The following is a 23550-nucleotide window of genomic DNA, read 5'->3' as shown; positions in this document are numbered from 1 at the left end:
GTTAGTTACCTGGGCGCGGCGATCTCGTGCCGCCGCTCCTTCCGGACTGCCTGTTCGTACTCGGCTCTCGCCTGGCGGACGCTCTCGATCTCAGAGACTTCCGCGATCTGCACATCCCACCACGATTCGTAGCCGGGCACGCGCATCTCTTTGTCCACTTCCACCACGACAGCCGTAGTCGTGGTGTGCGTGCGCATCTCGGCCAGCGCCCTCTCCAACTCGGCGCGGGTGGTCACCCGTACCGTGCGGGCGCCCAAGCCGGAACACAACGCCGCGAAATCCACCGGCACGTTCTCTCCATCCAAGCTGCCGCTCTCGGTCCGGCAGCGGTAATTCGTCCCAAACCCGCCCGAGCCGATCGCTTTGGAGAGCCCGCCGATGCTCGAGTACCCGTGGTTGTCGAGCACGATAATGTTCAGCTTGTAGCCTTCCTGCACCGACGTGGCGATCTCGGACGACATCATCAGGAATGAGGCGTCGCCTACCATGACGTAAACTTCCCGCGAGGGATCCGCCATCTTGACACCCAAACCGCCGGCGATCTCATACCCCATGCAGGAGTAGCCGTACTCCATGTGGTATCCGCCTGGTTTACTCGTCCGCCACAGCTTGTGCAGGTCGCCCGGCAGGCTGCCCGCTGCATTCAGTACGACGTCGTTCGGTTGCGCCACTTTGGCGACGGCGCCCACGACTTCGCCCTGGCTGATGGGTGGACCGTGCTGGATGTTGTAGATCCGGTCGGTCTCCTCCTCCCAGCGCGCCTTCCACTGCGCGATCGCCGCGGAATAGTCCGCATCGACGGAATAACCGGACGCCGCTGCTTCCAACTGCTCCAGCCCCACTCGGGCGTCGGCAATCAGGGGCAATCCGGCGTGCTTGAAGGCATCGAACTCGGCCACATTCAGGTTGATAAACCGTACATTCGGGTTCTGAAACGCGGTCTTGGAAGCGGTAGTGAAGTCGCTCAGCCTGGTTCCAATCGCGATGACAAGATCAGCCTCCCGCGCGGCAATGTTCGCCCCGGGCGTACCCGTCACACCAATCGCCCCGAGGTTCTGCGGATGGTCGTAGGGCAGGGAACCCTTGCCGGCCTGCGTTTCGCCCACCGGAATTCCCGTTCGTTCCGCGAATCGGGCCAACGCCGTGCTGGCGACGCTGTAGAGAACGCCGCCGCCGGCCACGATGATCGGCCGCTTCGCGCTGCGAATCCATTCAGTTGCGCGAGCGAGCATGACCAGCTCGGGCACGGGCCGCGGGATGTGCCAGACCCGCTTCTCGAACATCTCCACCGGGTAATCCCAGGCTTCGGCCTGGACATCCTGGGGCAACGCGAGGACCACCGCACCGGTATGCGCCGGAGACGTCAGCACACGCATCGCTTCGACGACAGAGCACGGCAGTTGGTCTGGCCGGCTGATCCGGTCCCAATAGCGCGACACCGGCTTGAAGCAATCGTTGACGGAAAAGTCCTGTCCCTGCTCGGACTCAATCTGCTGCAGCACCGGAGCCACATTGCGCCGTGCGAAGATGTCGCCGGGCAACAACAGCACGGGGATCCGGTTGATCGTGGCGGTGGCGGCGCCCGTGATCATGTTCGTCGCGCCGGGCCCGATCGACGAGAGGCAGGCGAACGTCGAAAGCCGCATCCGTGACTTCGCGAACGCCGTGGCGATATGGACGGCGGCCTGCTCATTCCGGCACATGTAGTAGGGGAAGTCCGGATTCTGCTGCAGCGCCTGGCCAAAGCCGGCAATGATGCCGTGGCCGAAGATGCCCCAGGCGCCTTCGATAAAGCGGTTTTCCACGCCATCGCGTTCGACGTACTGGTTCTTCAGGAAGCCCAGCAGGGCCTGCCCCATCGTCAATCGTCTTGTTTCCATTGAGATACCTCCAAAGCTGCGTGGATCAGAAGAGCCGCGAGAGCGAGTCCAGCGCCCGGCCGCGATTCGCTGGAAGGGATTCCAGCGCCTGGTCGACCGTCCAGGTTTGATGAATGATGCCACCCACCGCGCAGGCCATGGCCAACGGGTCCTCGTCGCCGGGGTAGAGTACGTTGCGGCCCACCAGGGCGCCCCGAACGTTCGGCCCGGCCTTCATGGCGGAAGCCAGTTCCCCCAGGAACGGAGCGGGGTTCCCGGCCGATTCACCGCCCAAAAGCAGGATCGGCAAGGACGTGGACCGGGCCACCGTTTCGTATCCCTCGCAGTAGGGCAGCTTGAGCCACAGATAGCGGCTGCTGTCGCCCAGGGCGGAAGCGACACCGGCAATGCGGGCCAGGGCCTCGCGTTCCTTCTGGACCGCCCAGCCCGAATCCCTCCGGATGACCGGCAGCGGCTCCAGGAACATGGGCAGGTGCAATGCGTTGCATTCGTTGATCGCCTGCGCGCTGGCGAGCATGGTTTTCAGCGATCCGGCGTCATCATCGGCGATGCGCAGCAGCAGCTTCGCGCCATCCAGGTGCCACGCCGTACAGGTGGCCGGGGTGGGTCCGGTGATCGGGTCATCCAGCTCCCAGCAGGAGCCCGCCAGGCCGCCCCGGTTCAGGCTGCCAATGAGGACCTTCCCGTCCAGAAGCGATACGCCGCCTGCTTCTCTTACCAGTGCATCCAGGATCAATAGATCCTCGAGGATGTCCATGGTGGCCATCAGGCCATCAATCCCGTCGGCCGACATCACCCGGACAATCCTGGCAAGATAGTCCCTCCGATCGGCCATGGCGATGGGATTACTCCCGACTTTGGTGACCCGGCGGGCCGGATGATCGGCGGCCAGGATGTTGAGCTTACCCCCGCTCACGAGACCGTGCCGGCGCCGGCGAGTCTGGGCCGCGCGCCAGGCGCAATCCGGATCAGTGACCCGGACCTCGGTGAGGCGCGCCATCAGGGTATCTGGCAGAAACTGCTGGCTGGAGAACATGAAACCTCCGTACTCTATCGGGCAGGCTCCGCGGGCTTCCGCTGTTCACTGAGGAGCGCCTGCACCTCTGCCATCGTAGGCATAGCTTCGGAGCAACTGAGGCGGCTGACCACAATCGCTGCGGCGGCATTCCCGTAATGCAGACATTCCTCGACCGGTAGATCCTGTAAAAGCGCATACAGGAAGCCGGATGCGAAGCCGTCACCCGCGCCGATGGTGGTGCACACGTCCACCTTGTAGGGCGGCAGAAATACCGACTTTTCACCGGTCCAAACCCGGGTGCCTTGCTCGCCCAGCTTGGACACCAACATGGGCAAACTCCGCAGTTTCTCCGTCGCGGCCTCCAAGGTCGACTCGCCGGCCACCAGCATCAGTTCCGGCTGATTGCCAATCAGTACGTCAATGAACGGTAATGCGAGCCGCACGGCCAGCCCGGCTTCGGCCGGACTGGGCCACGACATAGCCCGGAAATCAACGTCGAAAACCACACGGCAGCCCGCTTGATGCGCCCGTTCCAGCGCCAGGTAAGTGGCTTCGCGCGAAGGCGAGGCGCACAGCGAGGTGCCGTTGGTGATAAACATCTTTGCGGCCGAGACGTATTCGAGGTCGCCGGGCGCGGTCGTCAGCAGGGTATCCACCGCGTCGTGGCGGTAGAAGACCTGCGGGAAGCGGTCGGGCGGGGAAACCTCGGTCAGGCAAAGGGATGGCAGGTAGCCCGGCCGGGTTTGTACATGGCTGGTGTCGACTTTGGCTTCGTTTAGGTAATCGATCAGAAACTGGCTGAGGCTGTCGTTGCCCAGGCAGCTCACGATGCCGACGTTGGCGCCCAGGCGGGACAAACCCACAGCCATATTGGCGCTGGAGCCGCCCAGGTAGCGGGAAAACCGCCGTGCCTGGGGCAGCGGAACGTGGGGTTCCTCGGAGTAGAGGTCATAGCCGATGCGGCCGAGAATTGCGATGTCCATAGATGTCACCTCAGCGGACCAGCGGGAGTCTCGGGTCCTGCTCGCGCCACGTGTCGCGGACCCAGGCGTATTCGGGATCGTCGGATGCGGCCATCGAGCGGGCCGAGCCGGCGAGGACGTTCAGATAGTAAGCGTTATAGCCGTGCGCGGCGACGACCGGGTGGTACCCTTCCGGTACCAGCACCATCTCGCCGTCGCGGACGGTGAGGGTTTCATCGATCCGCCGGTCGGCGCTGTACACCTTCTGGATGGCATAGCCCTCGGGCTTGTCGATGCGGTAGTAGTAGAACTCTTCCAAGTCCACTTCTCCAGGGAGATTGTGGACATCGTGCTTGTGCGGCGGGTAGCTGGACCAGTTGCCGCTGGGGGTGTAGACCTCACAGACCAGGATCCGGTGGGCCGGGAAGCCGGGCTGGATCATGTGGTTGATCTGCCGCGTGGCGTTGCCTCCGCCGCGAATCTCGACGCGGACGTCCGCCGGCCCGACCAGCGCAGCCGCGTGCGGTTCCTCGGCTTTGGAGTAGCAGAACGCCAGGTCGCAATCACCCTGCGCGGTGAGCGTAAACTTTGTCGCAATAGGCAGATACAGCGTATGAGGCAGGCCGCTGAAGACACTCGCGCGGCCCCCGACCGAGGCGAAATCACCGGCTGTCGAGGTGACCGAGCAGGTTCCGCCGAGAGGAACAATGGCGAGTTCGCGGCCGGCGGTGTCCTCCTCCATGCTCTGGCCGGCTTGGAGCTTCACGATCTTAATGGCCAGTAATTCAAATCCGAAAGTCTCAATCTGAGTTCCGGTTGTGTCTGGATGGACAAGGAGGGACATCAGGCAATCTCCTGTGGGGAAGCGGTGGATTGGCGAACGATCAGTTCGCCGGGCATTTTCAGGTTGGCCTCAGTAGGCGTGCCGGCCAGCAGGTGCAGCAGGCTTTCCACCGCTAGCCGGCCCATGTCGCGCATCGGTTGGCGGACGGTGGTCAGCGGCGGCGCCGCAAACTGAGCAAAGAAAAGATCATCGAAGCCGACGATGGACAAATCTGTAGGGATTCGCAAGCCGCGGGCGGCAGCGGCCCGCATCGCGCCAAAGGCGGTCATGTCGTTGTAGCAGAACACCGCCGTCGGAGGCAGGGGTAGCGTCAGAAGCTCCGACATGGCGGAATCACCACCATCAGCGGAGCCGTTCCCGTATCCGGTATATTCCGTCAGGATTGGCAGCCCCGCAGCTTCCAAAGCCGATTGGTAACCGCTGAAACGCTCGGTATCCGACTGGCAGCCAAAGCGATCGCCAATGTAGGCGATGCGTCTATGACCGAGGTCGATGAGATGCTGGGTGGCCTGGCGGCTAGCGGCCAGGTTTTCGATCATCACCGAGTGCATGAACTCGCTGGGGTGCTGATTGTTCAGGAGAACGATGGGGACGTGAGCCTGGGAGAGCAGTTCGGCATAGACCGCGCCGACGCGCGACGAGGTGACGATGATGCCGTCCACCCGGCGTTCCTCGAACGCCCTGACCACGCGCATTTCCCTCTCCGGTTGCGCGTTGGAGTTGGCCAGGATGACGGAATAGTCACGCTGGTCGGCGGCATCTTCGATTCCGAGGACGACCTCAGCGGCGAAGGGGTCGGCGATGCTGGTAACGACTACACCGATCGTAGCGGAACGGCTGGTGACGAGGCTGCGGGCGGCGGCGCTGGGCCGGTAGCCGGAGTCGGCGGCGATCTGGCGGATTCGGGTGATTGTTTGGGGACTGATGAGGGAGCTGCCGCGAAGCGCACGGGAGACGGTGGAATGGGAGACATTCGCTAGCCGGGCGATGTCTTTGATGGAAGCGCGTCTCACGTGGTGCTGCCTCTCCAATCGAGTCATGCAAACGTGTGCATAACCCAACGATCGAATCTTACAGTTTCTGAGAAAAGAAATCAATTATCCGATTCAAGGACAGATTCAAGCGCAGGTCAGAAGCTGAGCTTCAGGGCCAACTGGATGGTGCGGGCCGCTCCTGAGCTTTCGATCCGCCCGAACCGGGCTGGATTGTTCACGAGCGCATACGGATTGGAGAGTGCCGCCTGGTTGAGCGCATTGAAGAACTCCGCGCGCACCTGGGTCCGAAAACGATCATGCACCGGGAACTCCCGCACCAGGGCGACGTCGAAGTTGACCATGCCCGGGCCGCGCAACAGATTCCGCGGCGCGTTGCCAAAGGTGCCAGGTGCGGCCAATTGGAACGCGGACGTGTTGAAGTAACGGCCGATGATCTCCTGTCTCGACCGCCCGTTGCTCATGTTCGGATCACCGGTGAGGTCGGCGAAATCCTGGCCCACGCCGCTTAGCGCCCGGTCCGTTCCGGAACGCACCGAGAACGGCATGCCTCCGCGCCAGGTGGCCATGCCTGAGGTGACCCAGCCGTTCGTGAGCAAACGAACCCACCGTGCATCGAATCCGGCGGCGGGCACGGGCCAGACCCACGAAGCCGTCAGGCGGTGTGGAACGTCGAAGTTGGCGAGAGCCCGGCCGGCCCGCCGGTCAGAGGGCATGGCAATGGAGGCGCTCTGCCCGGGGATCGTGTCCTCGGAGCTCTCGTCGATCGCCTTTGACCAGGTGTAGTTCGCTTCGACGATCAGGCCCGAGGGTGCGCGCCGCGAGACCGCCGTCTCCAGCGCATGGTAGCTGGAACTGGATCCGGATTCCGACACAATGAGGCTGGCGAAGTCGGGATAGGGCCGGCGCTGCTGCAGATTTGAGGCGGTGGCGCCTGCGGCGTAGCGGGCGTAGTTCAGATCGTAGGCGTAGGAGAGATTCCGCCCAAGGTTGCCGACGTAGGAAGCGCGGCCGAGCCAAGCCTTGCCGAACGGGTGTTCGACGGTGAGATTGACGCCCTCGGAATAGCCGGGACGGAAGCCGGGCGAAAAGGTGCCGAACTGGCCCATCGGTGTCGAGAATTTCACATCCCTGGACGGCTGGAAGGGCGCGAACGAACCCGGGAACGGGTTCACCACATTGGCGAACGGATCGCTGAACTGGACTCCGTTCCGGGTCACCTGCGGGCTGAACGGGGCTGAGTTGACGAAGCCGTTGTAGAGCATGGTGGCCAGGGGCACCCAGAAGATGCCGGCTCCGCCGCGAAAAACGAGATTGGTGCCACGCGGCCGCCAGGCGAACCCGACGCGGGGCGCGAAGGACTTGCGGAACTCGCGGAAGCCGCCCTGCGGACAGGCCCAGTCGCCTGCGTTCAGGTAGCCGAGCGGCGCATTAGGAAATCGAGTCGACCGGACGCCCGGCACGAAGCACTGGATGCGCCCGAGCGAATCCTGATAGGGCGTGGACGGATCCCAGCGAAGACCGGTGTTCAGCGTGAAGCGGCTGCCGATGCGCCAGGAGTCCTGCAGGAAGAGGGCGGTCCGCAGACCGGAGAGTTCCTTATACTCGCCGCCACCCTGCCAGAACTGGTAGACCTCGCCCAGCAGGAAATCAGCCATCGGATCGCCGCTGGCGGCTCCGTTGAAATCGAAGTTCCCCATGGTGCGGAAGTCGTTCCGGATCTGGTTTCGAAGGCGCAGGACTTCGCCGCCGGCTTTGAGTTCGTGACGCCCAGCCATCCAACTGAGGCTGTCGGAGAGGTGGTAGTCGCGGTCGCGCTTGTCGTAGTTCCAGCCGGGCCGGGCCATGAAGTTGCCGTAGACGTTGACGTACATGGCGGCCGGGCTCTTCACGGCGATGCCCCGCACACCGGCCTGTGCGAAGTCGATGGGCAGGCGGACGGAGTCCCAATCGTTCAACGTGCGCCGGTCGCGCACGGCGAAAGTCAGGTTGTGGATGACGGAGCCGGAGAGCATCCAGACGTCGGTGAACGTGGCGTGGATGTAAGGCTGCACGGAGCGCCCGACGCCGGGTCCGAACATGGAGGCGAGGTCCTGCGGATTGCCAGAGAAGGGCGTCTCGAGATTGCGCTGGAACAGGTGCCCGGTGAGGCGGTGGGCGAAAGTATTGTAGTCGAGCCGGGCCGTGTATTCGTTCTCGCCGGTGCGGTCGCGGATGCTCACCTGGCGTTCACCGCTGGCCGAAGCGGGCACGGCGATGTAGCGCAACAGGGCCTGCGAGACGGAACTCAACCGGCTGGCGGGAATGCGGTTTGCCGGGAACGGGCTGAGTGTCAGGGGATCGACGACGCGGTTGGCTGTCGCGGAGAGATCGCCGCCGCGCATGGCGGCGGTGGGCAGGAACTGGCGCGTGTACTGCGTCTCGGCGCGCCCACGCGTGCCCTGGTAGCTGCCGAAGAAGAACATGCGATTGCGGATGACGGGTCCGCCCAGGGTGCCGCCGAACTGCGACCGCTTGAGGTTGTCGCGGTTGGCGGCGAAGAAGTCGCGTGCGTTCAGTGCTCCGTTGCGGGCGAATTCGAAGGCGGAACCGTGCAGCATGTTCGTGCCGCTTCTGGTGACAACGCTCACGATGGTGCCGGCGGAATTGCCGTGCTCGGCGCTGAGGTTGCCGCGCTCGATCACGACCTCAGCGATGGCGGAGGAGTTGGGGAAGACGCCGCTCTGGTGGCGGTAGGCGTCGGTGTTGGTGCCGCCGTCCAGGGTGTAGTGCACCCCGTTCTGACGGCCGCCGTTGACGGCATAGCCGTTGCCTTCCGACGACGACCGGCTGCCCATCACGACACCGGCCTGCGTCATGACGAGTTGGGTGATGTCGCGGCCATTGAGTGGCAGATCCTCGATCCGGCGCTGGTCGACGGCGCCGCGCAGGCTGCCGGAGGTGGCAGGCAAGGCCGCCTCGTCGGCGTTGACGGTGATGCTTTCCTCCAGGCGGCCGATCTGGAGCATGACATCAAGGGACGCGCGCTCCGACACGCCGAGCCGGATGTTTGAACGGGTGAGGCTGCGGAAGCCGCGCGCTGAGACGTGTACGGTGTAGAGGCCCGGCTGCAGGCTGCTGAAGCCATACTGGCCGGTGTCATCGGAGTGACCGTTGCGGCTGAGGCCTGTTTCCTGATTCCAGACCAGGACGTCGGCCCGCGGGATCATCGCGCCGTGAACGTCCTTGATCCAACCCGAAATGGCGGCGTGATCCTGGGCTTGCAGAACGCACACGGGGGCGCAGGCCAAGAGCAGAGCCAGGCACGTACCCTCCCTCGTTCCACGCATAGAGCACAGGGTACCATCTCACCCTGGAATCGGGGCCGCGGCGCGGGCTACTTCGCGCAGAGCGCTGCCAGGCGGTGCTCAAACGCGTCGCGCGTTCGTGCTGTCCGTTCGACGGAGGAGGCCAGCTCCGACCCGGAACCGAACAGTGTCGCGAACTCGCGGTGGAGCGACCGCAGATCCTCCAACAACGTGGAGGCCGATTCAATACTGGTGCAGTGTAAGGCGGCCGACGCCGGTCCGACGGGCGCCGCGGACGCGGGCCTGGCTGCCAGGGCTGCGAGACCTTCTCCGATGAGGCGGAGATACTGGTTGGCTTCGGTGGTCACGGCCGCGGCATCGCTCAGCGCGATGGCTTCAACGCGCCGCCGGCTGGGCATGTCCAGGGTCTCCATGCGAGTTGGAGGGAACCAGCGCAGATACCGGTCGAGTGCCGTCACCCGTGCCAGCAGCACGACGTACTGCCGCGTCACGTCGTCCAGATACTGACCGGCGCGGTCCTTGTCTCCGAAGCGGGCGGTGAGCAGTGCGAGGCTGGGTGATTCCGCGGTGGTTCCAGCGGAGATCGGCTCCAGCAGCTTTTCGCGCTCAGGAGACTTGGACTGGCTGCACGGCTTGGCGCCGCGGATCGCCTGCATGGCCCGGGTCACCTTTTCGCGATCGCTGGGATCGGACCAGAGTTCGTAGCAGACTGCGCCGTCCTGCCGCCTGAGCTGTGCCGCGGAGTGGATGTCGGCGCCTGCGGCGTGTAAGACTTCCCACATAGCGATTTCGGAGGTGGCCGCGGGGGCTGTCGTTTCGGTAGGGGCAGGCGGTTTCAAGGCTCCGGATTCGTCCGGCTTCGATCCGTCTGGCGCGCCCTGGCTGGTGACTTCCGCTTCGGCCGGCGCGGCCTCCATTTGAATCTCGTCTTCCCCACGGAAGTGGACGCTGCGGATGAGCGGGTGCCAATCGTGGCTATCGACCGTGATCGATGCCGATTCGATGGCGCGGTTGCCCAACACCGCCGTGGACAAGCGGACCCAGCCGTTGCCTCGTGTGATGGTGTCCTGTTTCTCCGTTTGTTCGGAGCGCCAGCGGGCGTAATCATCCGGATTCAGGGGATCGCGGCGATCGATGCGGGCCAGTTGAAGCTTTGCGTCGTCGATGGAGGGCAGTTCGCGCCCTCCCTGCCGGATCCGATAGTGACGCGGCGCTGCCGGCGTCTTGGCGGATCGCGTCTGCTGCACCTGTTCGCTGGCATGGCGCAGGATCTCGGCGGCCTCGACGGCGACGGGGTTCCAGATGCCGTTCGTACTGAAGATGAGGACGAGGCAGGCGGCCGCGCCGGCCAGGGCGATTGCCGGCGTCCAGCGTGCGATGGTACGGTTGCGCCGCCACCACGAGAGCGGGGCCGCTTCAGCGCGCATGCGGGCCTGCAGGGCGGTGACGGGTGGAGGGGGCGGCGCCAGCGCGCTCTGGATGTTGCGCCATTCGGCCAGGTTGCTTTCGCCTTCCTGGAGGGCCGCCAGCAGCGACTGACACGCTGCGCACCCGGCGATGTGAGTGCGGATGGGCTCCGACGGTTCCTCCAAATGGAGTAACAGGTCGGCCGGAGCCGGGTGCCCGGAAGGCTGCAGTGGCTCACTCATGGGTCAACTTCCCCAGCCGCTCAATCGCGCGGGCGCAGGTCTCGGCCACGGATTGAACCGTGACGCCGTGCATGGCGGCGATCTCCCGCAAAGTCATTCCTTCCGAGCGCATAAGTACGTACTGGTGTTGCCTTTCGGTGAGGCTGCCCATCGCCCTCTGTAGACGATCGAAGCGTTCATGGTCGAGCATCGCCTCTTCCGGGCTTAGCGTGCGCGTGGTCCAGGCGAGCTGCCCGCGTTGAACGACATTCCCCATGAGCGAGAGGTGGCCGGACTCGCGGCGAGCACGGTCGGTCCGCAGATTCTGCAGTGTCCGGATGAGCCAGGCCTTTGGCTTCTCTACTTGTTCACCTTCACGCAGGCAGCGGAACAGGCGCAGGAACGCATCCTGGAGCAACTCGTCGGCATCGGCGGGCCGGCTGCCGGTCAGCAGAAGGTAGCGATGCAGGCTGTTGGCATGCACCGCGTACAGATCGGCCACGAATTGATCCGGACTCTGCTCCACGCCTGAACTGATCTCCCCGCTCAACACCAGGGGAATTGCGGTGCTGTCATCCAAGATTCGACCTCAAAGCCCAGTCCTGGTGGACTGTATACATACTGACGAATCAGTGCGGCTCAATTCAGGGTCGCATGACAAAAAAGTTTCAATGTCCGAACCTGAAATCGAAGCAGGCGGTCCGTCACTGGGGCATGCATCCACGCGTGGCGCTTCTTTATGGTCTCTGTCGCCGCCGGGCCTTCCCGGCGCTGTTCCTCCTTCTTGCCCTTTTCTCCGTCCGGGAGTTGCGAGCCCAGGCAAGCGGCCGCATTGCCGGCACGGTCCGGGATGGCTCCGGCGCTTCCGTGCCGGGCGCCGAGATTACGGCGGTGAACGTCAATACCGGCTTCGAATTGACCCGGACCAGCCTGACGGACGGGACCTACGCCCTGCCATTGCTGCCGGTGGGCCAGTACCGGCTGCAGACGAAGGCCAACGGGTTCCAGCCCTTCACTCGGGCGGGCCTGACGCTTACAGTGGATACGACTGTTACGGTGGACATCACGCTGCAGGTGGGCGCGGTGTCGGAGGCAGTGGAGGTGACCGCCCAGGCTCCGCTACTGGAGACGCAGACCGGAGCCTTGCGCGGCATGGTGGACCAGCAGCGCATCGTGAATCTGCCGCTAAACGGCCGCGACATCACACAGTTGGTGGCGATCCAGGCCGGCGTGATTCCACGCAGCTCGTCCTCGAGTGAAGGCAACGCCTACTCGGTGAACGGCACGCGCGGCAACGGCATCTATTACATGCTGGATGGCGGCATGAACACGGACTCCTACCGCAACAACAGCGGCCTGTTCCCGAATCCAGATGCCGTGCAGGAGTTCAGCATCCAGAAGAACAACTTCACGGCCGAATTCGGCAATGCGACGGGCGCGGTGGTCAGCGTCATTACGAAGTCCGGCACGAACCAGTTTCACGGCTCGGCTTTCGAATTCCTGCGCAACGGCGTCTTCAACGCGCGCAACTTCTTTGCGGCGAAACGCGACAATCTGAAGCGCTCGCAGTTCGGCGGGACGCTGGGCGGACCGATTGTGAAGAACAAGGCATTCTTCTTCTTCGGCTACCAGGGGACGCGACTGCGGACGGATCCGCAGTTGACGCGCCAGTTCCTGCCGACGCAGGCCATGCGGGATGGCAACTTCTCGAGCCTGACGAAGTCTGTGATCGATCCGCTGACGAAGCAGCCGTTTGCCGGGAACCAGATTCCGGTCAGCCGCCTGAGCCCGGTTTCCCAGGCGCTGCTGAAGTTCATCCCCGTGCCTTCGAGCGCGACGGGCGAGCGGTTCACTGGCTATCAGGGCAAGCCGGTGGAAGACGAGTACACGGCACGCGGCGACTACAACTGGAACAACCACCGCTTCTCCGGCCGCTACTTCCGGCGCACGTTCACGCGGCCGTTTACGGGCAACACCGAGGATCTGGCGTCGATGTTCACCTCCGACGTGGGGCGGTCCACGCAGCCCTACTCGCATTGGACGTTCAGCGACGTCTGGGTGATCTCCCCGAACATCATCAACAATGGCACCTTCGCCATCCGTAGCCGGCGGACGTTCAACGACTGGGCTTCGGTCAAGCTGCCCATCGACTTCGCGAAAGCCGGTGTGGCCGGTATCGCGGTGAAGGATCCGGCGTCTGTCTATGTGAACATCAGTAACTACTTCCTGGCGCGGCCCGGCTGGAACTACGACAAGAAGGATCGCGATTACCATGTGTCGGACACGCTCACCTGGATGCTGGGTTCGCATCAGGTGAAGATCGGCGGCGAGTACCTGCACGTGAGCAACAACATCACGAACGACTTCCGCACGATGGGCAACTTCGATTTCAACGGCTCGATCTCCGGCGATCCGATGGCGGACTACATGCTGGGCGAGGTGTACCAGTTCTGGCAGGGCGGCGGCGAGTATAAGGACCTGGGCGGACACCGCATCGGGCTCTTCGTCCAGGACGACTGGCGCGTCACGACGAACCTGACGCTCAATCTGGGTGTGCGGTGGGAACCGTTCCTACCTTACACGGACTCGATCGGCCGCACGCAATGCTTTGCCCCTGGCGTGCAGTCTACTCGCTTTCCGAATGCGCCCAACGGTTATTTGAACGCAGGGGATCCAAGCTGCCCGATGGGCGGGTTTGACAGCTACAAGCAGGCGTTCGCGCCGCGCTTCGGCTACGCCTGGCGGCCGGGTGGAGGACGCACGGTGCTGCGCGGCGGCGCGGGCCTCTTCTGGAATCCGCAGTTCACGGTGCTCTACAACGGCTTTGTGAATTCGGCTCCGTTCAGCCCGCAGATCACGTTGAACGGCGTGAACTTCAGCAACCCTTACGCGAATACACCGAATCCGTTCCCGGGTTCCTTCGCTCCCTTCGATCCGCCCACGAACTCGTCGTTCGTCACCCCGCTGGGCACGTTCGGCGCGTTCTCCAACGGCTTCAAGCCCAGCTACCAGGAGTCGCTCAACTTCACGGTGGAGCACGAGGTCTTCAATGGACTGCTGGCTCGCGCCAGCTATATCGGCAACCTGGGCCGGCGGCTCTCGTACAACTACGACACGAACTGGGCGCGCTACAGTGCGGGGGCGACGACGGGCAACATCCAGGCGCGCCGGCCGTATCGCAATTACAACTCGATTCTTGTGGCCGATTCCGGTAGCAGTTCCAGCTATCACGGGCTGCAGTTCTCGGTGGAGCGGCGTCTGGCGAAGGGGTTCAGCATTGAGGCGAACTACACGTGGTCGAAGTCGATCGATGAACTGAGCGACGACACCACTCCGGGCCAGAGCACGTCCATTCCGATTCCGTACGACCGCCGTTCGGGCCGGGCTGTTTCGGACTTCGACAACACGCATCGCTTCGTCTCCTCGTGGGTGTGGAACCTGCCGGAGCTGAAGACGGCGCACCGGGTGATCCGGGCGACACTGGGCGGCTGGCAGACTTCGGGGATCGCAACCTTCCGCAGCGGGTTCCCGTATACCGTGCGCTCCGGCACCGATCGGGCGCTGAGCAGCATCGGACAGGACTACGCCGATGTGATCGGGGACGCGAACCTGGCCGGCGGCCGGTCGAGGGCCGACCAGATCGCACGCTACTTCAACACGTCGGCGTTCACGCTGGCGGCCGCGGGCACGTTCGGCAATGCGCCGCGCAACTTCCTGCGCGGACCGAAGTCGATCAACTTCGACCTGTCGGCCGTGAAGGCGATCCCGATCACGGAGCGGCTGCGGGCTCAGTTGCGCGGTGAGTTCTTCAACGCGTTCAACAATGTGAACTTCAGCACACCGTATGCGCTGGCCAATAGCGCTACGCGATTCGGCCGCATCGAGACCGCCGGCGATCCTAGAATTGTTCAGATCGCCCTGCGGTTTGAGTTCTGATCGGGAGAATCCCTTGCGAAGACTCTTGTCCATTCTGATTGCGGCGGCCGCGCTGTCCACGGCCGCCGACCTGAAGGTTGCCGAGGACGGCCGGCTCTCCCAGGAGCTGGCCGATTACCTCACACGCGAGGCGGCCACCCACTGGACCGCGCGCCATACCACCATTGCGGGGCTCCGAAACGCCAGGGATCTGGAGAAGCGGCAGCAGGAATTTCGATCCTGGCTGACGAAGGCCATGGGCGGCTTCCCGGCAAAGACTCCCCTCAATGCGAAGATCACCGGCGGCTTTGCGCGCGACGGCTATCGCGTGGAACATCTCATCTTCGAGAGCCTGCCCGGGTTCTATGTGACCGCCAATGTGTATGTCCCGACGAACGCAAAGCCGCCGTACCCGGCGGTGCTGGGCACGGCTGGGCACAGCCTCTCCGGCAAGGCGATCTCGACATATCAATACGCCTGGATTGGCCTGGTGAGGCGCGGGTTCCTGGTACTTGCTTTCGACCCGCCTGGGCAGGGGGAACGGAGCGAGTACTTCGACAAGACACTCGGCAAGTCGATCGTGTCGATTGGTACACGGCAGCACGACATGGCGGGCACGCAGTGTCTGCTCACCGGGTCGACATTTGCGCTGTACGAAGCGTGGGACGGGATCCGGGCCTTCGACTACCTGCTGACACGCCCGGATGTCGACGGGCAGAAGATTGGGGTGGCGGGCAATTCCGGAGGCGGAACGCAATCGGCTTACCTCTCTGTGGTGGAGCCGCGGCTGGCGGCCTCCGTCATCTCCTGCTACATGACCGGCTGGGAGCAACTGTGGACGACGCCTGGTCCGCAGGACGCCGAGCAGGACTTCCCGGGGTTCCTCAGCGCCGGATACGACTTCGGTGATTTCATGCTGGCGTTTGCGCCGAAACCCGTGACGATGCTGACGGGCATCAAGGATTTCTTTCCCATCGCTGGTGGACGCGCGACCTTCGCCGAGACGAAGAAGGTGTTCAGCCTGGCGGATGCCGAGGTACACGCGGGCTATTTCGAATATGACGATCCGCACGGTTGGAGTAAGCCACGGCGTGAGGCGACTTACCGCTGGTTGACGAAGTGGCTGCAGGGCCGGGACGATGACGGCGCGGAGCCCGAGATCAAGCCGGAAGAGGAGGCCACGCTCAACACGACGAAGACGGGGCAGTTGGCGACCTCGCTGGGCGGAGAGACGGTGCAGTCGATCAATCTGCGCAGGGCGGAGCAGCAATTTGCGGCGCGATCGGTGCTGCGCGGGTCGAATCCAGCGGCATTGCGGGCGGCCCTCACCCAGGTTCTGAATATTCCCGCTCGCAGCGGCGCGCCGGCGGTTACGGACGTGGCTTCTTCCAGCGAGGCGGATGGGAAGGTCACGAAGCTGCTGCTGGAGGCGCAACCGGGCCTGCATGTGCCGGCGGTGCTGTTCGAGCCGGCGGGGGCAGGGAAGCGGCCGGCGGTGATCTTGGTTGACTCGCGTGGGAAGTCGGCGTCGTCGAGCGAGATTGAGCAACTGGTGGTGAAGAAGACGGCGGTGCTGGCGGTGGACTTGAGTGGGTGGGGCGAGAGCGCTCCACCGGTTGGAGCGAGCGGGTACTCGGGCGATTGGCAACTGGCCCAGCGCGCGATGCTGATTGGCCGCCCGTTGCCGGGGATCCAGACATTCGAGCTACTGCGCTCATACGAGTGGCTGCGGACGCGGCCGGGCATCGATGCGGCGAATATCGGCGTGGTGGGCGTGCGGGATGGCGGGATGATCGCGCTGTATGCGGCTGCGCTGGAGCCGCGGATTGCGTCCGTCACAGTCAAGGAAATGATGGCTTCGTTCATGACCCTGGCCCGAGCGAAGCTCCACAAGGATCGCATCAGCAGTGTCGTGCCGGGCGTGCTGAGCGAGTTCGATCTGCCGGACCTGGCGCTGGCGATTGCGCCTCGGGAGTTGCGCCTGCAGTCGTTGCGGAATGCCCTGGGCGCACCACTCGGCCGGGCTGAAGTGGAGCGGGAGTTTGCACCGGCCGTGGCCCACTACAGCAACGCGAAGGAGCGGATCCGGATCGAAGACTGAATCCGCTCCCCAGCGGGTACTAGACAATTCGCGCGACAGCGGGGATGCGGCGGAGTGCCGCCGACGTCATCCAACTGAGCGCGACAGCGCCCAGGAACGCGATCGCAAACTTCGCGAGACCCGGCATGCCTGCGGGCAGCAGCGCATATTGCAGCCAGCTCACGAACGCATAGTGCAGCAGGTAGATCCCGTAGGAGTTGCGCCGCAGGCTGTCCAGCGAGGCTGACTTCCGGTTGGCGAACCGCAGGAAGACTGCGAGGAACGCGAAGCTGATGGCCGCGCAGGAGACCACGAAGCCCGCGTGCGCGGCGGCGGTCCAACCCTGCACGGCCGGGTTGGTGGTGGCCACAATCGTGAGTACGGCGGCGATGACGAAGGCGGCGAGCCCGGCGGTCACCCAGCGTCCCCAGCGGCGGGCCAGATTTCCACTTGCGGAGATCAGGCCGTTCTCCAGGCCCAGGGCTCCCACGCCGATGCCGGCGACGAAGTAAGTGAAGTAGTGCAGGATGCGGCTGGTCTGGAAGGTGAAGGGTCCAAAGGCGCTCCAGCGCATGGGGTTGAAGGCGATTGCCAGCGGGATGTAAACCAGCGCGGTGATGGCGGCCAGCGCAAGGAAGGCAACCAGCGGCCGTCCAGGGGCGCCGGGCAGCCTGGCTGCGAGGGTTTCACCCCACTTGGGTTTCCACGTGTACAGCAGCGCCGCGATCGCATCAAACGCGAGCAGCACCCAGATGAACCAGGCCGGGCCGGCGGGCCACTGGCCCAGCGAGAGCCACTGGTTCCAGAAGCCGTCGAAGCCGGAGTGCGCGGCCAACTGCAGGTAGGCTGGGTAGTAAGCGAGCGGCGCGAGAATCGCGGCAGCGACGACGAACGGAATGCCCAGCCTCAGCGCGCGGTCGCGCAGGAATGCCGAAGTGCCTTTTGACTTCAGCCCCTGCCAGACGAAGAGTCCGGAGAGGAAGAACATCAGCGACATGAAGAATATGTCGTTGAAGCCGACCAGCAGCAGGGCGCCGCTCCAACGCTGCGCGTCGACTACGGGGAAGGCCTGCCACCAGCGCGGCTCCACCGCCAGCGTGGCGTTGATCGGCGGCGCGTAGGGGTGATAGGCGAGTGCGGCATGATGGGCCACCACCATGACCACCAGCACGGCTCGCAGATAGCCGATGGCGTTGTTGTAAGTGGTGGCCGGGGGCGCCGTTTGCATGGGCATTCCAGGTTTGTATGCGGTAGGGGTCATAGGGATTGGCTCCTTAGCCGATGCGCGCCAGGCGGTATTGCGCCAGCGCCGTGAATACGATGGTGACGCCCGCGAGCACCAGTACATGGATTGCGGGCGAACCATGGCTGGCTTCGCCCATAGCGGCGAGGCCCAACTGGTCAAGGTGAAATGCGGGGGACAGCAGGGCGATCCACTGCAGCGATTTCGGCAGCGGCAACAGGATCGCGGAAAGGTAGATCATCGGCAGGTAGAACAAATTCACGAACGCCGGCGCGGCTTTGCCCGAACTCACACAGCCGACCAGGAAACCCATCGCGCAGAAGGGCAGGGCACCTAATACGTTGACGAAAGTCAGGCTCAATAGTTGTGTGGCGGTCAGCCGCAGGTGGCCGAACGGTGCGGCGGCCGCCATGCTCGCCATGACAATCGCCACGAATACCATCGACATCAGGAGCTTCGCGACGAGGGATGCGGCCGCGGGCATGGGCAGCGCGCGCTTCAGCTTCAGCAGCCCCTGCTCGCGTTCCATGGCTACGCTGATGCCGAAGCCGAACAGGCCCGGTCCCATTACTCCAAGGACCGAGAAGCCCATGAACGTCAGCAGCGCGCCCCTGGGATCCTTGCCGATATCAGCGCCGAACAACAGCACGGCAAACAGCAGATACAACACCACGGGCAGCAGCAGGAACGGTCCGGCGAAGGCCGGAGCGCGCAGCATGCGGAGAGTCTCATACTTCGCCTCCATGGCGTAGGCGCGCAGAACGCGGCTGGCCGGCATGGCGTGGCCCGGCATGGCTGCGGCGGCGGCCGGTTGGGTCATTGCGGTGTTCATTGCACGTCCTCCCGTGTGAGTTCATTGAAGGCCTCAGCCAGTCCGGCGCGCTGCACTTCCAGATCCTGCAGGTCCGGATCCGCGTCCAACAGGCGCCGCACCACATTCTCGGTATTGCTGGCGGTGATGTGGAGCCCGCGCTGGTCCTGGTTCACGGTCTGCACATCCGGCCAGCCGGAAACCTCCTGCGGTGTCAGGCAGGTCCGGCAGGTAATACGCTTGCGCACGACCAGCGCCCGGATCTCACTCAGGGAACCGGCCGCGATGAGGCGGCCCTTGGAGAGCACGGCCACGCGGTCCGCCAGCGCCTCGGCTTCCTCCAGATAATGCGTCGTAAGGACAATCGAGCAGCCTCCGTCCACCAGTCTGCGCACGGTAGCCCACACCATTTCGCGAGCCTGCAGATCCAACCCCACGGTGGGTTCGTCCAGGAAGATCAGCCTCGGCCGGCCCACCACGGCAAGCGCAAACTGGACCTGCCGCTTCTGGCCGCCGGACAGCACGGAGTATGGCCGCTTGGCGATCGGCAGCGTGCCGGTCACCCGGAGGGTTTCCTCTACGTCCATGGGCGCGGGATAGTAACTCGCGATCAACTCGATCTGTTCGCGGGTCCGCAACTCGGGCGCGAGCGCGGCTTCCTGCATCATGACCCCCACCTGGCGCCGGGCGTCCAGGCAATGCGGCGCCATGCCGAAGAGGCGGGCCGTCCCCGCATCCGCCTGCTGCAGCCCGAGCAGCAGCGAGATGGCTGTGGTCTTGCCCGCTCCGTTGGGGCCCAGCAGGGCAAGCAGTTCGCCGGAGCCCACGGCGAGGTCGAGGTTATCCAGGGCCGTGATTGCGCCGAAGCGCTTCGTGGCCCGCGACAGTTCAGCGAGGTTCTGTTGCTGTTGCACGATTCCGAGTTTGCGGGAGGCTACCCGGAAGAGGAAGTACTGTTTGACGAGCAGGACAGACGGTGTGGCGAACTGCCGCCGGGGGAACTAGAACGGGTTCGCGGCCAGGGTCTTCACGCGCTCGGTATACATGCGGCCCGATTGCAGCCGCACCCCGTTGGACAGCGTGATGACATACTCCCCGTGCGTCACGGGCTGCAGTTCCTTGATTCGCCTTACGTTCACGATGATCGAGCGGTGGATGCGCAGAAAGAGCTCGGGATCCAGCGACTTCTCCAGCGTGTTCATGGTCACATGCAGCAGATGCTCGGCCCGGCCTGCATGCAGTTGGACATAATTCTCGGCCGCTTCGAACCAGTCGATATCCTCGACCTCGACGAAGACCGTCTTCCCTGCCGTGCGGACGGCCAGGCGTTTCACGGTGCGGGTGGGCGCTGCAATCGTCTCCAGCAGTGACAGGATCTGGCGGCTGGCCTCTCCGGCAGGACGGGCGCGGAGATGCTCTTTTGCGCGCGCCAACGACTTCACGAAGCGTTCCCGAGTGACGGGTTTCAGCAGATAGTCGACGGCATTGATGTCGAATGCCTGGATCGCATACACGTCGTGGGCTGTGACAAAGACCACGGCCGGCATCGATTCCACACCGATCTCATGAATTACCCCGAATCCGTCAACCTCCGGCATCTGGACATCGAGAAAGACCAGGTCCGGTTTGGCCCGGCGAATGATTTCGACGGCCTCGCGCCCGTTCTTCGCCTCGAGCACTTCCGAAATCTCGGGATCCTCCGCCAGCAGCATGCGGAGACCCTCGCGCGCCAATGGCTCGTCGTCAACCAGCAAAGCCGTGAAGGGCATTTGTCTCCATCCGCTCGGTTCCAGGGTCCATGGCAAGTGTGCGGCACGGCAGCAGCATGGTGGCCAGCACGCCGCCACCCTCAGCGTCTTCCACGATCAGCCGCGCTTCTGTTCCGTACAACTGTTCCAGCCGCGCCCGCGTGTTCGCCAGCCCGATCCCCCTGCTCTGCGCCGGCGCGTTCTGCAGCAGCCCCGGCCCGTCATCCAGAACCCTCAGTTCCAACCGGCCCGCCACGAGACAGGCGCTGATTTGCAGCCGGCCCGCGGTGGAGCTGCGGCCAATGCCATGGCGGATCGCGTTCTCAACGATGGGTTGCAGAATCATATGCGGCACGGCCGCGTCCAGCACTTCGGGCGCAACGGCGATCTCCACGCGAAGGCGATCCTGGAAGCGGACCTGTTCGATCGACAGGTAGAGCTGCAGATACTCCATCTCGCGGCGCACCGGAATCTCCTGCGTGTCGACATCATCCAGCACGCAGCGCAGCAGGTCGCTCAACCGGCCCAGCATCTCCTCCGCCTCGCGGCCCTTCTCCTGCCGCACCAGCACCATAATCGCGTTCAAAGTGTTGAACAGGAAATGAGGTTGCAACTGCATCTTGAGCGCGCCCAGGTGAGCCTGCACCAACTGCCGCTCCAGTTGAGACGAGCGCAATTCCAGGCGCAGCGCCTCCTGTTTGCGTTCCTCATAGCGCAGGTACCAGGCAAACCCCTGTTGCAGGGCCAGTACGCTCCAATAGGTGAGAATACCCTGGTGAAATCCGATGATGAGCAGGAAGAAAAACGTCGCCTCGAACGTCTTCATGTACATCGGGAAGACCCCGATCCAATGGAGGATGGCCGCCTCCGTGGCCAATTGCAGCAATGCAACAACAAAGGCGATCGAGGTGTGGAGAATTGCCCGGCGCAGCCAATACCTTCGTTCCAGGGGAAACCGGCGCCCCAGCCAGCGGATCCCTGGCGTGAGCAGGAACCACACATAGACACCCACCATCCAGCCGGTCAGGTGATGAGTCCAGGGCGAGGGGTCGTTGGAGAAGCGGCTCTGCACGATGCCCTGGCTGAACATGAAGAGGCCGAGAATCGTCCAGGCGAGGAAGTAGCCGAAGGTGCGGCGAAGGGTCCGATTCTCGGTGATTTTTAACATGGACGCCAGCATACGGGCCCTCTCCGGCACTGCCGGATGTGATTGGATACAACCGAATCTACCTAAGCTCGTAGGATAGCCCACGCGCGATGCGGGTCATCCGGACGAGTGACCAAGCGGTATCCAGGGGTGACGAACGGGAACCCCGCACGGCCCATGCCGGAGTTACTTACTGGCGATCTGCGTATTTGTGGCCAAAACTGAGAGGCCGCCCGGCTCTGGCGCTGGTGCGCGTGTACGGGGAGGGCCTCTCGGGCGCTCCGCGAGGAACTCTGATAGTGGGCCACAGATGGACACAGATACACACGGATGGGAGGCTGAGTTAGAAGGACTGGGATTGAGGCCGCCTTCGAGGTTACCCGGCCTCTCCCGTTACTCCCTCCTTCTGGCAATCTGTGTGCATCTGTGTTTATCTGTGGCGAAGATTTGCGCCGCTCCAGTAGGTGAGATGTTCTTCTCGTTCGTGGAACCCGGGCATTGGGGCCACAGATGGACACAGATACACACGGATGGGAGGCTGAGTTTAGAAGGGTCGGGATTGGAGCCGCCTTCGAGGCTACCCGGCCTCTCCCGTTACTCCCTCCTTCTGGCAATCTGTGTGCATCTGTGTGCATCTGTGGCGAAGATTTGGGCTCCGATAGGTGAGAGATTCTTCTCGTTCGTGGAACCCGGGCATTGGGGCCACAGATGGACACAGATACACACGGATGGGAGGCTGGTTTAGAAGGACCGAGATTGGGGCAGCCTTCGAGGCTACCCGGCCTCTCCCGTTACTCCCTCCTTCTGGCAATCTGTGTGCATCTGTGTTTATCTGTGGCGAAAATTTGCGCACCGATAGGTGAGAGGTCCTTCTCGTTCGTGGAACCCGGACATCGGGCCACACGGCTTGCCATCGCCAGTTTGAGGAGTACGTGACCCCCGAAATTCGGACGTCCCCACTGTCCAATAGCTCAACGGCAAGCTGCCCCTCGAAGGCGCTCGCCGGCAGCCCGTCAGTACACGTACGGGTTCACATCCAGCGTGCTGGTCATCCTCGTCTGATTGCAGAGATAGACATCGCCCGTGAAGTACACGCCCGGCTTCTTGATCTTCTTCGCGAACTCATACGTACGCCGCAGCATCGCCACATCCATCTGAACCGGCGCCTCGTCCGGCTGGTAGGTCGTTCCGTACGTGAAGAACTCGCCGGTCTTCTTCATCTCCACATGACAGCCCACAACATAGGCGATCGGGTGCGTGTCGGCAAAGCGCATCAGGCGCGCCATGCTCTCCATCCAGTGGTCCCAGAACGTGATGTAGCAGTACCCCCGATAGAACATGTCTCCGGTGAACAGGATCTGCGTGTAGGAGTCGTAGTAGGCGAACTCGTCCTCTACATGGCCCGGACTCCCCCAGATCAGCAGCTTCCTGCCGCCCAGGTCGAACTCGACGCGCTCTTCGGGATACTTCGTCATCCCCCAGAAGCCCACCATCTCCTCGTGCGTCAGGCCCATGATGCGCGTATTCGGCCGGTCGGCGAACTGGTTCTGCGCGGCCCAGTGGTCCCCATGCAGGTGGCTGAATGCCAGCACCAGCGGAATGTCCTTCCGCCCATTGCGCTTGCACCACTGCGCCACCACCCCGTCCACCACATCGCGCAGCGGCCACTCGGAGCGCAGTGCCGTCGAGCCCTGGTCCAGCAGGATCGCCCGGTCGTTGCCGAAGTAGAGGTACATGAACGCGGCCTCGTAGTTGTAGGCCTTGTTCTCCCGCAGGACCACTGTGTGTTCGTTGAACCAGTGCACCTGCACCGGCGGATCGTGATTGTCCAGCAGCGACTTCGAGCCGTGAATCCACTTCTCGGGAAATGTCCCTTTGGCCGGCAGGTTTGACGTGAAGTCGATCCTGCGCGGCAAGGCAGGCTGGGCGGCATAGGCCGCGGAGAGGAGGCAAAGCAGCAGCAGCGGTTTCATG

16 protein-coding genes are annotated in these 23550 nt (G+C 63.7%); 2 read left to right on the top strand and 14 right to left on the bottom strand.

Annotated elements, in window-relative coordinates:
• Positions 1-5: 5 nt before the first annotated feature.
• The 8 genes from iolD to IRI77_RS09270 form a co-directional block, all read right to left on the bottom strand.
• Positions 6-1880, bottom strand: a complete 1875-nt coding sequence (gene iolD / locus IRI77_RS09305; RefSeq protein WP_194451795.1) for a 3D-(3,5/4)-trihydroxycyclohexane-1,2-dione acylhydrolase (decyclizing) — start codon at positions 1878-1880, stop codon at positions 6-8.
• 25 nt (positions 1881-1905) lie between these two features.
• Positions 1906-2916 carry a Cgl0159 family (beta/alpha)8-fold protein gene (locus IRI77_RS09300; RefSeq protein ID WP_194451794.1) on the bottom strand — a complete coding sequence of 337 codons (1011 nt, stop codon included), beginning with the start codon at positions 2914-2916 and terminating at the stop codon, positions 1906-1908.
• Positions 2917-2930: 14 nt separating this feature from the next.
• Positions 2931-3881, bottom strand: a complete 951-nt coding sequence (gene iolC, locus IRI77_RS09295) for a 5-dehydro-2-deoxygluconokinase (protein WP_194451793.1) — start codon at positions 3879-3881, stop codon at positions 2931-2933.
• Between the two features lie 10 nt (positions 3882-3891).
• Entirely contained in the window at positions 3892-4704 is an 813-nt protein-coding gene (iolB, locus tag IRI77_RS09290) for a 5-deoxy-glucuronate isomerase (RefSeq protein ID WP_228486659.1), read from the bottom strand.
• Positions 4704-5717 (bottom strand): LacI family DNA-binding transcriptional regulator, encoded by a 1014-nt coding sequence (locus IRI77_RS09285; RefSeq protein WP_228486658.1) that lies wholly within the window; start codon positions 5715-5717, stop codon positions 4704-4706. The genes iolB and IRI77_RS09285 overlap by 1 nt, the downstream gene beginning before the upstream one ends.
• 116 nt (positions 5718-5833) lie before the next feature.
• Positions 5834-8971, bottom strand: a complete 3138-nt coding sequence (locus IRI77_RS09280; protein WP_194451791.1) for an outer membrane beta-barrel protein — start codon at positions 8969-8971, stop codon at positions 5834-5836.
• 101 nt (positions 8972-9072) lie between these two features.
• Positions 9073-10653: a hypothetical protein gene (locus IRI77_RS09275; RefSeq protein ID WP_194451790.1), complete on the bottom strand. Its 1581-nt coding sequence runs from the start codon at positions 10651-10653 to the stop codon at positions 9073-9075.
• The gene (locus tag IRI77_RS09270; protein WP_194451789.1) at positions 10646-11212 is read right to left on the bottom strand and encodes an RNA polymerase sigma factor; all 567 of its coding nucleotides are present in this window, start codon (positions 11210-11212) and stop codon (positions 10646-10648) included. Before IRI77_RS09270 ends, IRI77_RS09275 begins: the two co-directional genes overlap by 8 nt.
• A 74-nt stretch (positions 11213-11286) precedes the next feature.
• On the opposite strand from IRI77_RS09270, the gene IRI77_RS09265 reads away from it, so the two are divergent.
• On the top strand, positions 11287-14568 hold the full coding sequence (locus tag IRI77_RS09265; protein WP_194451788.1) for a TonB-dependent receptor: 3282 nt from the start codon (positions 11287-11289) through the stop codon (positions 14566-14568).
• 13 nt (positions 14569-14581) lie between these two features.
• Complete coding sequence (locus IRI77_RS38330; RefSeq protein WP_194451787.1) at positions 14582-16648, top strand: alpha/beta hydrolase; 2067 nt, start codon at positions 14582-14584, stop codon at positions 16646-16648.
• Between the two features lie 19 nt (positions 16649-16667).
• Here IRI77_RS38330 and IRI77_RS09255 read toward each other — a convergent pair whose 3' ends face one another.
• The 6 genes from IRI77_RS09255 to IRI77_RS09230 all read right to left on the bottom strand — a co-directional run bounded on the left by IRI77_RS09255 (position 16668) and on the right by IRI77_RS09230 (position 23549).
• Positions 16668-17888: an acyltransferase family protein gene (locus tag IRI77_RS09255; protein WP_194451786.1), complete on the bottom strand. Its 1221-nt coding sequence runs from the start codon at positions 17886-17888 to the stop codon at positions 16668-16670.
• Positions 17889-17901: 13 nt separating this feature from the next.
• Complete coding sequence (locus IRI77_RS09250; protein WP_194451785.1) at positions 17902-18702, bottom strand: ABC transporter permease; 801 nt, start codon at positions 18700-18702, stop codon at positions 17902-17904.
• Positions 18699-19598: an ABC transporter ATP-binding protein gene (locus tag IRI77_RS09245; RefSeq protein ID WP_194453611.1), complete on the bottom strand. Its 900-nt coding sequence runs from the start codon at positions 19596-19598 to the stop codon at positions 18699-18701. The genes IRI77_RS09250 and IRI77_RS09245 overlap by 4 nt, the downstream gene beginning before the upstream one ends.
• A gap of 84 nt (positions 19599-19682) precedes the next feature.
• Positions 19683-20450: a LytR/AlgR family response regulator transcription factor gene (locus IRI77_RS09240; protein WP_194451784.1), complete on the bottom strand. Its 768-nt coding sequence runs from the start codon at positions 20448-20450 to the stop codon at positions 19683-19685.
• Positions 20425-21609 carry a sensor histidine kinase gene (locus IRI77_RS09235; protein WP_194451783.1) on the bottom strand — a complete coding sequence of 395 codons (1185 nt, stop codon included), beginning with the start codon at positions 21607-21609 and terminating at the stop codon, positions 20425-20427. Before IRI77_RS09235 ends, IRI77_RS09240 begins: the two co-directional genes overlap by 26 nt.
• Positions 21610-22589: 980 nt before the next feature.
• Positions 22590-23549, bottom strand: a complete 960-nt coding sequence (locus IRI77_RS09230) for an MBL fold metallo-hydrolase (RefSeq protein ID WP_194451782.1) — start codon at positions 23547-23549, stop codon at positions 22590-22592.
• Position 23550: the final 1 nt, after the last annotated feature.

The organism is Paludibaculum fermentans (assembly GCF_015277775.1).
Lineage (GTDB): Bacteria > Acidobacteriota > Terriglobia > Bryobacterales > Bryobacteraceae > Paludibaculum > Paludibaculum fermentans.
Note: the sequence above shows the minus strand (reverse complement) of the source record. Positions and strands in the feature narration are given on the sequence as shown.

Excerpts from the sequence above, each read along its gene's own strand:
- iolD (WP_194451795.1), bottom strand. The coding sequence starts at position 1,880 with ATGGAAACAAGACGATTGACGATGGGGCAGGCCCTGCTGGGCTTCCTG.
- IRI77_RS09300 (WP_194451794.1), bottom strand. The coding sequence starts at position 2,916 with ATGTTCTCCAGCCAGCAGTTTCTGCCAGATACCCTGATGGCGCGCCTC.
- iolC (WP_194451793.1), bottom strand. The coding sequence starts at position 3,881 with ATGGACATCGCAATTCTCGGCCGCATCGGCTATGACCTCTACTCCGAG.
- iolB (WP_228486659.1), bottom strand. The coding sequence starts at position 4,704 with ATGTCCCTCCTTGTCCATCCAGACACAACCGGAACTCAGATTGAGACT.
- IRI77_RS09275 (WP_194451790.1), bottom strand. The coding sequence starts at position 10,653 with ATGAGTGAGCCACTGCAGCCTTCCGGGCACCCGGCTCCGGCCGACCTG.
- IRI77_RS09265 (WP_194451788.1), top strand. The coding sequence starts at position 11,287 with ATGACAAAAAAGTTTCAATGTCCGAACCTGAAATCGAAGCAGGCGGTC.
- IRI77_RS09255 (WP_194451786.1), bottom strand. The coding sequence starts at position 17,888 with ATGACCCCTACCGCATACAAACCTGGAATGCCCATGCAAACGGCGCCC.
- IRI77_RS09250 (WP_194451785.1), bottom strand. The coding sequence starts at position 18,702 with ATGAACACCGCAATGACCCAACCGGCCGCCGCCGCAGCCATGCCGGGC.
- IRI77_RS09240 (WP_194451784.1), bottom strand. The coding sequence starts at position 20,450 with ATGCCCTTCACGGCTTTGCTGGTTGACGACGAGCCATTGGCGCGCGAG.
- IRI77_RS09235 (WP_194451783.1), bottom strand. The coding sequence starts at position 21,609 with ATGCTGGCGTCCATGTTAAAAATCACCGAGAATCGGACCCTTCGCCGC.
- IRI77_RS09230 (WP_194451782.1), bottom strand. The coding sequence starts at position 23,549 with ATGAAACCGCTGCTGCTGCTTTGCCTCCTCTCCGCGGCCTATGCCGCC.